Here is a 13,267-nt window from a genome sequence, read left to right as displayed (position 1 = left end):
TCGCCTTTCTTTTGCCTACGTTTCTTTGGCGAAGCAAAGAAAAGTAGGTCGGCCGCCGGGCCGAGACCCGGCCCCGGGAAGCAACCTCACAACGCAGTCCAAAAATCTAGCGAGCGTGCGTAACCCCACCGTCCACAACCAATGTAGACCCCATCACATAGTCTCCAGCCCGAGAGGCGAGGTAGATGGCGGCACCAGCCATATCTTCGGGAGTGCCGATGCGCCCAGCAGGAATCCGTCCCTTGACCTCATCCCCATGATCCCGCGCATCCTTGTTCATATCCGAAGCGAACGCTCCGGGAGCAATCGCACTGACCACGATCCGATCCTGCGCCAACCGCAACGCCATCCGCCGCGTCAACTGAATCAACCCCGCCTTGCTGGCCGCATAGGAGTACGTCTCCTGCGGATTCACAGAAATCCCGTCAATAGAAGCAATGTTGATCACCTTCGACAGATGATCCGTAGCCGCCTTCTTGAGCATCGGCGTCAGCGCCTTGGTCAGGAAGAAGGGCGTCTTCAAGTTCAGGTCGACGACCTTGTCCCAGCCACTCTCCGGAAACTCTTCATAAGGCGCCCCCCAGGCAGCCCCCGCGTTGTTGACCAGGATGTCCAGCGCCCCTTCATGCTTCGCATAAGCATCGACCAGCGCCTGAGCCCCTTCCACAGTAGAAACATCAGCCGGCAGCGACACGCAATGCCCAAAAGCCGACAGCTCCTTCGCCGTCTGATCGCAAGCCGCCGCCTTGCGCGCCGAGATGTACACGCGCGCGCCCTGTGCCAGAAAGCCCTCGGCAATCATGCGGCCGATGCCGCGCGAGCCGCCGGTGATCAAGGCGCTGCGGCCCTTCAGCGAGAAGAGTTGGGTGGTGTCCATGTGCGTTTGTCTCCTGAGTGGTGGAAGAGAGGAAGTTCAATTCCCGTCAGGAGAAAGCTTAGTCCGCGACGCGCCCGCGCCGCGTCACCTAGGCGGCAGCTGCAGCAGGAGCAGAAGGCAGCGCCAACCGGCGCGGGCTCTCGAAGGTGCGCAAGGCGCCGCTCAGCGGGTCGACAAAAGCCAGCGACCGCGCCAGCAGCTGCAGCGGCCTGTCGAAGTCGTCGTTCCCCGCAGGCTGCAGCGTGGGATAGAACGGATCGTTCACGATCGGCAAACCCAGCGCCTGGCAGTGCACGCGCAGCTGGTGCTTGCGGCCGGTGACGGGCGAGAGTTCCAGCAGCGCATGGCCGTCGCGCGCCTCCCTCAGCACGATGCGGGTTTCGGAATTCGGCTCGCCGGGCGCTTCGCGCATGCGCATGAAATGGTCGTCGTCCACCAGCCGGCTGCGGTACACGGCGGGCACCGACGACACACCCTCGTGCCACGGCACGACGGCCTCGTAGTGCTTGTCGATGCGCCGCTCGGGAAACATCGCCTGGTAGGCGCCGCGCGTCTCGCGGCGCACCGAGAACAGCACCAGGCCCGAGGTATTGCGATCGATGCGGTGCAGCGGCACGAGGTCGTCCAGGCCGAGCTTGCGCTTCAGGCGCACCAGCAGGCTCTGCTGCACGTACTTGCCGGTGGGCGTGACGGGCACGAAGGGCGGCTTGTCGACCACCACGAGGTCGTCGTCCTGGTGCAGCACCAACTCTTCAAAAGGGATGGGCGTCTCGGCGTCGAGCGCGCGGTAGTAGTACACGCGCAGCGGCGATTCGTACCGCCGCGTCGCGGTGATGGGTACGCCGTGCTCGTCGCACACGTCGTTCGCTTCAATGCGCGAGAGCCAGGCCTCGCGCGAGATGGCGGGAAAACGCTCGACGAGAAAGTCGGCGATGGTGGGCCAGGGGCCGTAAGGCAGCGAGACACAACTCGGGCTCACGCCGTCGCGCGTGGGCATCGGAACGGGGAAGCGGGGGCGCGTCATGGCGCGGCGGCGTCCAGCACCGACAGCACCTCGGCGAACGACGGCCGTGCCGCCACTTCGGGCTGCAGGCAACGCGCCGCGAGCGTGGTCAAGGGCGAAGAAGAAGCCGCATCGTCGCAGCGCTCGGCCAGCTCTTCGAGCAGGCAGCCGAAGGCGCGCATTTCCACGCTCTGCAGGGCCTTCGCCAGTGCCGGGTCGAGCGCGCCGGTCATCCAGGCCGCGCCGAAGTCGCCGAGCCGTCCGCCGTTCTGCGCGTGCCACAGGATGTTGTGGGCGTACAGGTCGCCATGCAGCAGGCCGCGCGCATGCAGGTGCGCCATGGCCGACGCGATGTCGCGCGCGATGCGCAGCGCGGTGTCGGTCGTCCAGCGCGCGTCGTCGGCGTAGACGTCGCGGGTGCACGAGGCCAGGCTCGGTGGGCCGGCCAGGGTGCGGAACGAGGGCGGCACCAGCGCCATCACCAGGCCTTCGGTGCCGTCGGGGTGGCCGTCGATGCGGCCTTGCGCGGCGATCAGCGTCGGGTGCGCGCCGGCCGCGATGCAGGCCGCCATCTCGCTGTGCGGCCAGCCGTCGCTGGTGACGGCGCCCTTGAACAGCTTCACCGCCACGGGCAGCTCGGCGCCATCGGCCGTGGCTAGCGTGGCGCGGTGGATCACGCCCGAGGCGCCTTCGCCGAGCTTCGGGCCGAGCGTGAGGTCGCGCCAGTCGACGTGCGGCACGGTGGGCGCGTCGATGGCGGCGTCTTCGGTCGGCGCATCGAACGGGTTGCCCGCGCAGGCCAGCCAGGCCAGGCGCGGCAGGGTGGGCAGCCACTCGGGCAGCGCCTCGAAACGGTTGGCCGACAGGCGCAGCAGCTCGAGTTGCCGGCAGCGGGCCACCGACGGCGGCAGGGCGCGCAGGCGGTTGCCGGCCAGCATCAGCTTCTGCATGCGGGTGCAGTCGCCGAGAGTGTCGGGCAATGCTTCGATGGCGTTGTCGGTCAGGATCAGCCAGCGCAGCGAGGGCGGCAGCGCCTCGGCGGGCACGTGGGCGATGCGGTTGGCCTTGAAGCCCACGATGTCGAGCTGGCGGCACTGGCCGATGGACGCCGGCAGTTCCGTGAAGCGGTTGTCGGAGCAGAACAGCACACGCAGCCGGTGCAGCCGGCCGAGGTCGTCCGGCAGCGCGCTGAGCGCATTGCCCGTGAGGTTCAGTGTTTCGAGGGTGTCGGCGAGCGCAAAAATCTCGCGCGGGAACTCGGTGAGTCCGCACGAGAGGTCCAGTCGTCGTGCGCCAGCCAGCCGGCCGGCGCGCAGCTCAGCCAGCGTGTTCGACATTGTCATTCCCAGAGTCTATGCGGCCGCCGCCGGGCCGCCCCAAGGCGAGCCGCGCCTCCCCCTCGGGGGGAGTTACACGCAGCGAAGCGAAGTGAAAAGCCGGGGGGCCTCAGGCTGCGCCGAAGCGGTAGATGCCGTCGGCATCGAGCGTGCGCTTCACCTGCCCCGAGAACCACAGCAGGTGCAGGTGGGCCACGGTCTCGCCCATGGCGAAGGTGATCTGGTGCAGGTCGAGCTCGCGCTTGAACAGGATCGGCAGGCCCTCCGACGCCGTGATCGGGCGCGCGAGGCAGGCTTCGAGCAGCTCGGCCAGGCGGTCGCGGTGGTGCTCCTGCAGCTGGTCGACGCGGCGGTGGATGCCGGTGAAGGGCTTGCCGTGCGAGGGCAGGCCCAGCGTGTCGGCCGGCAGGGCCTTGAACTTGTCGATGCTGTCCAGGAACAGGCGCAGCGAATTGGCCTCGGGCTCGCCCGCGTGCACGCTCACGTTGGTCGAGATGCGCGGCAGCATCATGTCGCCGCCCAGCAGCAGCTTCGGCTCGGCGCAGTACAGCGCGATGTGCTCGGGCGCGTGGCCGTAGCCGCTGATGCAGCGCCAGTCGCGCCCGCCGATGTGGACGATGTCGCCGTCCATCATGCGCACGTAGCGGGCGGGCACGCTGGGCACCATGTTGGTGTAGTAGCTGGTGCGCGCGCGGATCTTGGCGATCGATTCGGGGTTGGTGAGGCCGTGCGAGGCGAAGAAGTCGGCCGCCGCGTCGCCGCCCGCGAGCGTGTCGCCGGCGCTGCACAGCACGCGAGCCACGTGGTAGTCGGTGGCGCTGATCCACAGCGGCGCGTTCCAGCGCTGGCACAGCCAGTCGGCCAGGCCGATGTGGTCGGGGTGCATGTGGGTCACGATCACACGCAGGATCGGCAGGCCCTGCAGCTGCGTCTCGAAAATCTGCTCCCACTGCGCGCGGGCCTCGTCGTGCGCGATGCAGCAGTCGACCACCGTCCAGCCCTCGACGCCGTCGATCGTGTCGCGCAGCAACCAGAGGTTGATGTGGTCCAGCGCAAAGGGCAGCCGCATGCGGATCCAGCGCACGCCGGGCGCGACTTCCAGTGCTTCGCCGGCGGCGGGCAGGGTGTCGCCCAGGGGGTAGTGGAGTTCGCGTTCGAGGAGGTTCATGTATGATTGACGTTTACGTAAACGTCATGGGTTGAGGCATCATTGTAGAGAATGCGCCGCCAACCTGCTGTCGCCCCCGCAACCCTTGCCGCCCATGCCCGCGCAGACCTTCACCATCAGCCAGCTCGCCAAGGAGTTCGATCTCACGACGCGCGCCATCCGCTTCTATGAAGACATGGGCCTGCTGTCGCCGGAGCGGGCCGGCCTGCAGCGCGTGTACAGCGCGCGCGACCGGGCGCGGCTCACGCTCACGCTGCGCGCCAAGCGCCTGGGCCTGACGCTGGTCGAGGCGAAAGACATCCTCGACATGTACGACAGCCCGCGCGACACCGTGCCGCAGCTGGAAAAATTCCTGGGCGTGCTCGGCGCCCACCGCGCGCAGCTCGAGGCGCAGCTGGCCGAGCTGCAGGCCAACCTCGCCGAAGTGCGCGAGCACGAGAAAAAAGGCCGCGCCACGCTGACCAGGGCGCAGAAGGCCGCCAAGGCCGTCCAGGACGCCCGAGGTGGCGAAAACACGCCCGACACGACGACTCACTGACAATAGACCACCATGCCCTCCGACAACCTCGACGACCTCTTTGCCCACAACCGTGCCTGGTCCGCCCAGATGGAGCGTGACCGGCCCGGCTTCTTCACCGGCCTTGTCAAGCAGCAGACGCCGCGCTACATGTGGATCGGCTGTTCCGACAGCCGCGTGCCCGCCAACCAGATCACCGGCCTGGAGCCGGGTGAAGTGTTCGTGCACCGCAACGTCGCCAACATCGTGGTGCACTCCGACCTCAATGCGCTCTCGGCGATCCAGTTCGCGGTCGAGCACCTGAAGGTCGAGCACATCATGGTGGTCGGCCACTACGGCTGCGCCGGCGTGAAGGCTGCGCTCAGCGGCAAGCGCATCGGCCTGGCTGACAACTGGATCCGCCACATCCAGGACGTGCGCGACCGCCACAGCGTGATGCTCGACAGCCTGCCCGAAGACGTGCGCGTCGACGCGCTGTGCGAGCTCAACGTGGCCGAGCAGGTGGTCAACGTGGCCGTCAGCACCGTCATGGTCGACGCCTGGGCGCGCGGCCAGAAGGTGCGCATCCACGGCTGGACCTTCGGCGTGCACGACGGCCTGCTGCAAGACCTCGGCCTGAGTGTCGAGGGCGACAAGCCGCTCGACGCCATTTACAAGGCCGCCGTGCAGCGCATCCGCTACAAGTGGAGCAAGCCGGCCGGCGCCTCGCCGTCGGCGCAGGCGGGTGCCGACGGCACCGAAGGCACCGAGACGCCGCCAGCCGCCTGAGTTCGCTGCCGCTGCCATCGCCGCCCCCGTCGGTATTGCCGCCATGTTCCCGCAGCGCCTCGATTCACCGCTGGCCTACGATATCGCGAAGGCGATGATCGACGGGTTCAACCGGCACTACCGGCTGTTTCGGGCCGAATCGGCGCGCGCCAAGCACCGATTCGAGACCGCCGACTGGCACGGCCAGCAGCGGGCGCAGCGCGAGCGCATCGAGTTCTACGACCTGCGCGTGAACGAGGCCGTGGCCCGGCTCGAAAAAGAGTTCAAGGCCGGCGACCAGCCCATGGAGGTCTGGCACCAGGTCAAGCTGCACTTCATCGGGCTGCTGGTGAACCACCACCAGCCCGAGCTGGCCGAGAGTTTCTTCAACTCGGTCACCACGAAGATCCTGCACCGGGCCTACTTCCAGAACGACTTCATCTTCGTGCGCCCGGCCATCAGCACCGAGTACATCGAGCCGCGCGGCGCACCCACCTACCGGCCGTACTACCCCTCGCAGGCCACGCTGCCCGACATCATCGAGCAGATGCTCGACGACTTCGCGCTGCAGGGCAGCTACGCCAACAAGCGGCGCGACGCCGAGCGCGTGGCGCACGTCATCCTGAACCGCTTTCACCAGGTCAAGCTGCGCGCCAATTTCCAGCTGCAGGTGCTGTCGGGCCTGTTCTACCGGAACAAGGGCGCCTACGTGGTCGGCAAGATCATGAACGGCTTCACCGAGATCCCGTTCTCGCTGCCCATCCTGCACGACACCCACGGCAAGTTCTACATCGACGCGGCGCTGTTCGGCGAAGACGACCTGCAGATGCTGTTCAGCTTTGCACGCGCCTACTTCATGGTCGACATGGAAGTGCCCTCGGCCTGGGTGCAGTTCTTGCGCTCGCTCATGCCGCGCAAGCCGCGCGCCGAGATCTACAACGCGCTCGGCCTGGCCAAGCAGGGCAAGACGCTGTTCTACCGCGACTTCCTGTCGCACCTGAACTATTCGAGCGACCGCTTTCGCATCGCGCCCGGCATCAAGGGCATGGTCATGCTGGTGTTCGACCTGCCGTCGTTTCCGTTCGTGTTCAAGGTCATCAAGGACTTCTACCCGCCGCAGAAGGACACCACGCGCGAGCAGATCAAGGGCAAGTACATGCTCGTGAAGCAGCACGACCGCGTGGGCCGCATGGCCGACACGCTCGAGTACAGCAACGTGGGCTTTCCGCTCGACCGCTTCGAGCCCGAGCTCATCGAAGAAATTCGCAAGTTCGCGCCCAGCCAGCTCGAGATCGGCGACCGCGACGGCAACGGGGAGATGGAGGTCGTGCTCAAGCACGTCTACATCGAGCGCCGCATGATCCCGCTGAACATCTACTTGCAGGAAGCCTTCGACACGCTGGCCCATCCCGAGAGCCCGGCCCAGGCCCGGCGCGCCAAGGACCAGCTGGAGCACGCGGTCATCGAGTACGGCAATGCCATCAAGGACATGGTGGCCGCCAACATCTTCCCCGGCGACATGCTGTGGAAGAACTTCGGCGTCACGCGCGGCGGCAAGGTCGTGTTCTACGACTACGACGAAATCGAATACGTCACCGACTGCAAGTTCCGCAAGGTGCCCACGCCGCGCAACGAAGAAGACGAGATGAGCGGCGAGGTCTGGTATTCGGTCGGCCCGAAGGACGTGTTCCCCGAGACCTTCGAGCCCTTTCTGCTGGGCAACAAGGACGTGCGCGCCGCCTTCATGGCGCACCACGCCGACCTGCTCGACGCCGCCTTCTGGCAGCACCACAAGGAACGCATCCAGGCCGGCCAGATGCTCGACGTGTTCCCGTACGAAGAGTCGCAACGCTTCCAGCACGAAGGCCACGCGACGCATTTCTGACCGCCCGTTTCCGATTTCTGTTTTCGCTTTTTCTTGACTTCACTTTCACATCCCTGAAGGAGACCTCCATGTCCGAATCCATCGTCATCGTCGGCGCCGCCCGCACCCCCATGGGTGGCTTCCAGGGCGACTTCTCGTCCCTCTCCGCGCACGACCTGGGCGGCGCGGCCATCAAGGCGGCCGTCGAGCGCGCCGGCATCGCGCCCGAGAGCGTGGGTGAAGTGCTGTTCGGCAACTGCCTCATGGCCGGCCAGGGCCAGGCCCCGGCACGCCAGGCGGCCTACAAGGGCGGCCTGCCCGACAGCGCGGGCGCCGTCACGCTCAGCAAGATGTGCGGCTCGGCCATGAAGGCCGCGATGCTCGCGCACGACCTGCTGCTGGCCGGCACGCACGACGTCATCGTGGCGGGCGGCATGGAAAGCATGACCAACGCGCCCTACCTCATGCTCAAGGGCCGCGGCGGCTACCGCATGGGCCACGACAAGATCTATGACCACATGATGCTCGACGGCCTCGAAGACGCCTACCAGCCGGGCCGCTCCATGGGCACCTTCGGTGAAGACTGCGCCGCCAAGTACAACTTCACGCGCGAGCAGCAAGACGCCTTTGCCATCGCCAGCGTGCAGCGCGCCAAGGCCGCCACCGAATCGGGCGCCTTCAAGGACGAGATCACGCCCGTCACCGTGAAGGGCCGCGGCGGCGACACCGTCATCTCCATCGACGAAGGCCCGGGCAAGGTCAAGCTCGACAAGATCCCCACGCTCAAGCCCGCGTTCAAGAAAGAAAACGGCACCATCACCGCCGCCTCGAGCTCGTCGATCAACGACGGCGCCGCCGCGCTGGTCATGATGACCGAGTCGCATGCCAAGAAGATCGGCGCCAAGCCGCTGGCGCGCATCGTCGGCCACGCCACGCACGCGCAGCAACCCGAGTGGTTCTCCACCGCGCCGGTCGGTGCCGTGCAGAAGCTGTTCGCCAAGACCGGCTGGAGCGTGAAGGACGTCGACCTGTGGGAAGTGAACGAGGCCTTCGCCGTCGTGCCCATGGCGCTCATGCACGAGCTCGACGTGTCGCACGACATCGTCAACGTGAATGGCGGCGCCTGCGCGCTGGGCCACCCCATCGGCGCCAGCGGCGCGCGCATCATGGTCACGCTGCTGCACGCGCTGAAGGCGCGCGGCAAGAAGCGCGGCGTGGCCACGCTGTGCATCGGCGGCGGCGAAGGCACCGCCGTCGCGCTCGAATTGCTATAACGCCAGGAGCCGCCGGCGCCCGGGAGAGGGCGCCGGACGGTTTTCCACCCCGGACAGTTCAAACAAAACCATGCGTAGAGCAGGAGATTTCATGCGCCCATCCCTTCACCGTACCGCCGTTGCCGCCGTGCTCGCTACCGCCTTCGTGGCAGGTGGCGCCTGGGCCCAGAAGCGCGACAACGTGCTGTTCCAGGCCGCCACCGACGAGCAGCCGGCGGTGATCAAGACGCTCGAGAAGCTCGTCAACATCGAGACCGGCACCGGTGACGCCGAAGGCATGGCCGCCGCCGGCGCGTACCTCGAAGGCGAACTGAAGAACCTCGGCTTCACCGTCACGCGCAGCAAGTCGGTCGGCCTCGTGGTCGGCGACAACATCGTCGGCAAGCTCAAGGGCCGCGGCGGCAAGAACCTGCTGCTCATGTCGCACATGGACACCGTGTACACCAAGGGCACGCTCGCCAAGGCGCCGTTCCGCATCGAAGGCGACAAGGCCTACGGCCCCGGCATCGCCGACGACAAGGGCGGCAACGCCGTCATCCTGCACACGCTCAAGCTGCTCAAGGACTACGGCGTGCGCGACTACGGCACCATCACCGTGCTGTTCAACACCGACGAGGAAAAAGGCTCCTTCGGTTCGCGCGACCTGATCCAGGAAGAAGCCAAGCTGGCCGACTACGTGCTCTCGTTCGAGCCCACCAGCGCCGGCGACGAAAAGATGTCGCTCGGCACCTCAGGCATCGCCTACGTGCAGGTCAACATCACCGGCAAGGCCTCGCACGCGGGCGCCGCGCCCGAGCTGGGCGTGAATGCATTGGTCGAGGCCTCCGACCTCGTGCTGCGCACCATGAGCATCGACGACAAGTCGAAGAACCTGCGCTTCAACTGGACTATTGCCAAGGCCGGCAATGTGTCGAACATCATCCCGGCCAGCGCCACGCTGAACGCCGACGTGCGCTACGCACGCAACGAAGACTTCGACGCCGCCATGAAGACCCTCGAAGAAAAGGCGCAGCAGAAGAAGCTGCCCGAGGCCGACGTCAAGGTGCTCGTCACGCGCGGCCGCCCGGCCTTCAACGCGGGCGAGGGCGGCAAGAAGCTGGTCGACAAGGCCGTGGGCTTCTACAAGGAAGCCGGCGGCAGCGTGGGCGTCGAAGAGCGCACCGGCGGCGGCACCGACGCAGCCTACGCGGCACTCTCGGGCAAGCCCGTGATCGAAAGCCTGGGCCTGCCGGGCTTCGGCTACCACAGTGACAAGGCCGAGTACGTGGACATCAGCGCCATTCCGCGCCGCCTGTACATGGCCGCGCGTCTCATCATGGACCTGGGCGCCGGCAAGTAAGCCACGCACCCACCGACAAGAAAGAACTGGAGACAACGCCATGCTGCTCAGCGCAGACCAGGAAGCCATCCGCGACGCGGTGCGCGATTTTTCGCAAGCCGAGCTCTGGCCCAACGCCCCCAAGTGGGACCGCGACCACAGCTTTCCGAAGGAAGTGCACCAGGGCCTGGCCGCGCTGGGCGCCTACGGCATCTGCGTGCCCGAGGAGCATGGCGGCGCGGGCCTCGACTACCTCACGCTCGCACTCGTGCTCGAAGAGATTGCGGCCGGCGACGGCGGCACCAGCACCGCCATCAGCGTGACCAACTGCCCCGTCAACGCCATCCTCATGCGCTATGGCAACGCGCAGCAGAAGAAGAAGTGGCTCGAGCCGCTGGCCCAGGGCCAGATGCTCGGCGCCTTCTGCCTCACCGAGCCGCAGGCCGGCAGCGACGCCTCGAGCCTGCGCACCACCGCGCGCAAGGACGGCGACGGCTACGTGATCGACGGCGTGAAGCAGTTCATCACCAGCGGCAAGAACGGCCACGTCGCCATCGTCATCGCGGTGACCGACAAGGGCGCCGGCAAGCGCGGCATGAGCGCGTTCATCGTGCCCACCGACGCGCCCGGCTACAACGTCGCGCGCCTGGAAGACAAGCTCGGCCAGCACAGCAGCGACACCGCGCAGATCAACTTCGACAGCTGCCGCATCCCGGCCGAGAACCTCATCGGCGCCGAAGGCGAGGGCTACAAGATCGCGCTCGGTGCGCTCGAGGGTGGCCGCATCGGCATCGCCGCGCAGAGCGTGGGCATGGCCCGCAGCGCCTTCGACGTGGCCGTGGCCTACGCCAAGGAACGCCAGGCCTTCGGCGGCGCCATCTTCGACCAGCAGGCCGTGGGCTTTCGCCTCGCCGAATGCGCCACGCAGATCGAAGCCGCGCGCCAGCTCATCTGGCACGCCGCCAGCCTGCGCGACGCCGGCCGGCCCTGCCTGAAAGAAGCCGCCATGGCCAAGCTCTTCGCCAGCGAGATGGCCGAGCGCGTGTGCAGCGCCGCCATCCAGACCCTGGGCGGCTACGGCTACGTGAACGACTTTCCGCTGGAGCGCATCTACCGCGACGTGCGCGTGTGCCAGATCTACGAAGGCACGTCGGACATCCAGAAGCTGCTGATTCAACGCGCGCTCGCCTGATCGATCACGTGAGCCGGCGCCGCGGCCGACCCTGGGGCCCGATCGCCGCGGCACTCGTGCTCGCGGCGCTGGCCGCCTGGAGCGTCGTCATCGAGCCGCACTGGGTGGCCGCGCGTGTCGAGCCCTTGGGCTCGGCGCAGTGGCAACCCCCGGCTGGCCTGAAGGTCGCCGTGGCCAGCGACTGGCACCTCAGCACGCGCTCGCTGTGGCGCGTGACCAGCGCCGACCGCGCCGCCGCCATCGTCGACCAGATCAACGCGGCGCAGCCCGACGTGATCCTGCTGCCCGGCGACTTTCTTGCGGGCTCCGGCGACGACGAAGACTTTTCCATCGAAGCCATGGCCGCCGTGCTCGGCCGCCTGAAGGCGCCGCAGGGCGTTTACGCGGTGCTCGGCAACCACGACTGGTGGCACGACGGCGAACGCACCGCCAAGGCCTTGTCCGCGCAGGGCATCCGCGTGTTGGAGAACGCCTCGGTGCGCCTGCCCGGGCACGACCTCTGGGTGGTCGGCATCGGCGACGACTCCACCGGCCATTCCCAGCCCGACAAGGCCCTGGCCGGCGTGCCACCCGGCGCCGCCACGCTGGTCATGATGCACGACCCCTTCAGCTTCGCCGGCATGCCGCGTACGCAGGGGCTCGTGGTGGCGGGGCACACACACGGCGGGCAGATCAGCGTGCCGGGCTACGGCGCCTTGGTGGTGCCCGGGCGTGCGCCGCGTGAGTGGGCCTATGGCTGGATCGCGCATAAGGACAACAAGCGGATGTATGTGACCAGCGGGCTTGGTGTGAGCATCTTGCCGGTGCGGTTCAACATGCGGCCTGAGTGGGTGATGTTTCGGTAGGCCCGTGCCAATCGCTGGAGCTTGACGGGGCTCTTCGAGACCGCTTACATTGCCTTCGCCTCGTGATGAGCGGGGCCGGGTTTAGCAGCCCGCTGACATCCTGCGACGAAAGCCGCAGTTACCGCACAGGGTCTGCGGCTTTTTCGTTCGTGCTCCTTTTTAGGCGGCTCGAATGGGAGGGCTCGCGCCCTGCCGGTTTCCGCAAGGATGTCCCGGTCTGCTAACCCGTTCGAGCCGCCGCCCTCGTTTAGCAGCGGGTGCGTCGGTTGTTGCAAATCGACATCCTTGGAGGCCTATGGCCACTGCTTCAAATACGGGTACCGACACCGGTTGCCCTTGCGCGCCTCAACGACCCGCTGCCTTGTTTAAGCCCTTTGAATGGGTTGAGGGCGAAGGGCTCTCTCCTTCACTGCAAAGCCATGCTGCTTTCGTCAACGATGCGCGTGATGTAGTGCAGGGCGCTCAGACGTTGGTACAGCTGCTCGGCTGGGATGAGGATCGACGCGACGCCGCTACTTCTGATGCAGGCGCCGCGCCACTTTTCGATGCATGTCAGCGCAGTTCGCTGCAGCGGCTTCTTGCGGCATCGCTGGGGCTTCTGCACGCGCGAATTGAAGCGCAGTGCGAGGCGTTGACTGAGTTGTAGCGCGGGCTCGAGGCTCGTGCAGAAAAAGGAAGGCCGTCTCAAAATATGCCTCTTGGGCGCACCGACCCGCAATTGCTTAGTACAGTGCTGCTACAGGAGAACACATGACTAAATACTACAGCGCTGAAGTGGAGGTCGTGCAGACCAAGACCATTTCAGTGCAGATCGCTGCCGACAGTGAAGCCGACGCCATTGAGAAGGCAAGAGAAAAGGCTCGCACTAAGGAGCCCGGATTTTCCCCTAAGAATGTGCAACTCACTTTCGTCGGAGAAAGCGAGATGGAGGTTGGTAGCCGCGTTGTTCACTCGATATTCGGTGCTGGAGCAGTGGAGGCGATGATTCCGAATGGGGCCGGACTCGGCTTTCGCGTTCAAGTCAAATTTGACCTAGGCGACACCAAGACCATACATGGGCCCGGAGGGCATTTGCTACCCGAGACACTCGTAAGTCGCGGATAGTCATTGCAGCGGTGTGATCTG

At 66.5% G+C, this 13,267-nt stretch carries 13 protein-coding genes; 9 read left to right on the top strand and 4 right to left on the bottom strand.

The genetic code is table 11. The features are described 5' to 3' along the window. Nucleotides 1–106: 106 nt before the first annotated feature. From AC1RL8_RS26180 to AC1RL8_RS26165, 4 genes are all read right to left on the bottom strand, one after another. A complete protein-coding gene (locus AC1RL8_RS26180) occupies nt 107–877 on the bottom strand; it encodes an SDR family oxidoreductase (RefSeq protein WP_492686408.1) in 771 nt (256 codons plus the stop codon). 88 nt (nt 878–965) lie between these two features. After that, nucleotides 966–1,901, bottom strand: a complete 936-nt coding sequence (locus AC1RL8_RS26175; RefSeq protein WP_492686409.1) for a pseudouridine synthase — start codon at nt 1,899–1,901, stop codon at nt 966–968. Next, the gene (locus AC1RL8_RS26170) at nt 1,898–3,217 is read right to left on the bottom strand and encodes a leucine-rich repeat-containing protein kinase family protein (protein ID WP_492686581.1); all 1,320 of its coding nucleotides are present in this window, start codon (nt 3,215–3,217) and stop codon (nt 1,898–1,900) included. The genes AC1RL8_RS26175 and AC1RL8_RS26170 overlap by 4 nt, the downstream gene beginning before the upstream one ends. A 109-nt stretch (nt 3,218–3,326) precedes the next feature. Beyond that, entirely contained in the window at nt 3,327–4,385 is a 1,059-nt protein-coding gene (locus AC1RL8_RS26165; RefSeq protein ID WP_159272767.1) for an MBL fold metallo-hydrolase, read from the bottom strand. Nucleotides 4,386–4,479: 94 nt separating this feature from the next. On the opposite strand from AC1RL8_RS26165, the gene AC1RL8_RS26160 reads away from it, so the two are divergent. The 9 genes from AC1RL8_RS26160 (at nt 4,480) to AC1RL8_RS26120 (ending at nt 13,246) form a co-directional block, all read left to right on the top strand. Next, nucleotides 4,480–4,923 carry a MerR family transcriptional regulator gene (locus AC1RL8_RS26160; RefSeq protein ID WP_070062936.1) on the top strand — a complete coding sequence of 148 codons (444 nt, stop codon included), beginning with the start codon at nt 4,480–4,482 and terminating at the stop codon, nt 4,921–4,923. 12 nt (nt 4,924–4,935) lie between these two features. Continuing rightward, nucleotides 4,936–5,670, top strand: a complete 735-nt coding sequence (can, locus tag AC1RL8_RS26155; RefSeq protein ID WP_062478745.1) for a carbonate dehydratase — start codon at nt 4,936–4,938, stop codon at nt 5,668–5,670. Nucleotides 5,671–5,713: 43 nt separating this feature from the next. Further along, entirely contained in the window at nt 5,714–7,534 is a 1,821-nt protein-coding gene (gene aceK / locus AC1RL8_RS26150) for a bifunctional isocitrate dehydrogenase kinase/phosphatase (protein WP_062478759.1), read from the top strand. 68 nt (nt 7,535–7,602) lie between these two features. Next, on the top strand, nt 7,603–8,787 hold the full coding sequence (locus tag AC1RL8_RS26145) for an acetyl-CoA C-acyltransferase (RefSeq protein ID WP_095746933.1): 1,185 nt from the start codon (nt 7,603–7,605) through the stop codon (nt 8,785–8,787). 91 nt (nt 8,788–8,878) lie between these two features. Continuing rightward, entirely contained in the window at nt 8,879–10,126 is a 1,248-nt protein-coding gene (locus AC1RL8_RS26140) for a glutamate carboxypeptidase (protein ID WP_307696344.1), read from the top strand. A 40-nt stretch (nt 10,127–10,166) separates the two neighbouring features. Further along, nucleotides 10,167–11,297 carry an acyl-CoA dehydrogenase family protein gene (locus AC1RL8_RS26135; protein WP_492686410.1) on the top strand — a complete coding sequence of 377 codons (1,131 nt, stop codon included), beginning with the start codon at nt 10,167–10,169 and terminating at the stop codon, nt 11,295–11,297. An 8-nt stretch (nt 11,298–11,305) separates the two neighbouring features. Next, nucleotides 11,306–12,142, top strand: coding sequence for a metallophosphoesterase (locus tag AC1RL8_RS26130; RefSeq protein WP_492686411.1), 837 nt, complete (start codon nt 11,306–11,308; stop codon nt 12,140–12,142). Nucleotides 12,143–12,503: 361 nt separating this feature from the next. Then, nucleotides 12,504–12,788 carry a hypothetical protein gene (locus AC1RL8_RS26125; protein ID WP_492686412.1) on the top strand — a complete coding sequence of 95 codons (285 nt, stop codon included), beginning with the start codon at nt 12,504–12,506 and terminating at the stop codon, nt 12,786–12,788. A 104-nt stretch (nt 12,789–12,892) separates the two neighbouring features. Next, the gene (locus AC1RL8_RS26120) at nt 12,893–13,246 is read left to right on the top strand and encodes a hypothetical protein (protein ID WP_492686413.1); all 354 of its coding nucleotides are present in this window, start codon (nt 12,893–12,895) and stop codon (nt 13,244–13,246) included. Nucleotides 13,247–13,267 lie beyond the last annotated feature (21 nt).

Source organism: Variovorax sp. GW822-FHT04E09 (assembly GCF_058800845.1).
This window is presented reverse-complemented; position numbering and strand designations above follow the sequence as displayed.

Bases quoted from the DNA above. Each gene is read 5' to 3' on its own strand.
- AC1RL8_RS26180 (WP_492686408.1), bottom strand. From the start codon at position 877: ATGGACACCACCCAACTCTTCTCGCTGAAGGGCCGCAGCGCCTTGATC.
- AC1RL8_RS26175 (WP_492686409.1), bottom strand. From the start codon at position 1,901: ATGACGCGCCCCCGCTTCCCCGTTCCGATGCCCACGCGCGACGGCGTG.
- AC1RL8_RS26170 (WP_492686581.1), bottom strand. From the start codon at position 3,217: ATGTCGAACACGCTGGCTGAGCTGCGCGCCGGCCGGCTGGCTGGCGCA.
- AC1RL8_RS26165 (WP_159272767.1), bottom strand. From the start codon at position 4,385: ATGAACCTCCTCGAACGCGAACTCCACTACCCCCTGGGCGACACCCTG.
- AC1RL8_RS26160 (WP_070062936.1), top strand. From the start codon at position 4,480: ATGCCCGCGCAGACCTTCACCATCAGCCAGCTCGCCAAGGAGTTCGAT.
- can (WP_062478745.1), top strand. From the start codon at position 4,936: ATGCCCTCCGACAACCTCGACGACCTCTTTGCCCACAACCGTGCCTGG.
- aceK (WP_062478759.1), top strand. From the start codon at position 5,714: ATGTTCCCGCAGCGCCTCGATTCACCGCTGGCCTACGATATCGCGAAG.
- AC1RL8_RS26145 (WP_095746933.1), top strand. From the start codon at position 7,603: ATGTCCGAATCCATCGTCATCGTCGGCGCCGCCCGCACCCCCATGGGT.
- AC1RL8_RS26140 (WP_307696344.1), top strand. From the start codon at position 8,879: ATGCGCCCATCCCTTCACCGTACCGCCGTTGCCGCCGTGCTCGCTACC.
- AC1RL8_RS26135 (WP_492686410.1), top strand. From the start codon at position 10,167: ATGCTGCTCAGCGCAGACCAGGAAGCCATCCGCGACGCGGTGCGCGAT.
- AC1RL8_RS26120 (WP_492686413.1), top strand. From the start codon at position 12,893: ATGACTAAATACTACAGCGCTGAAGTGGAGGTCGTGCAGACCAAGACC.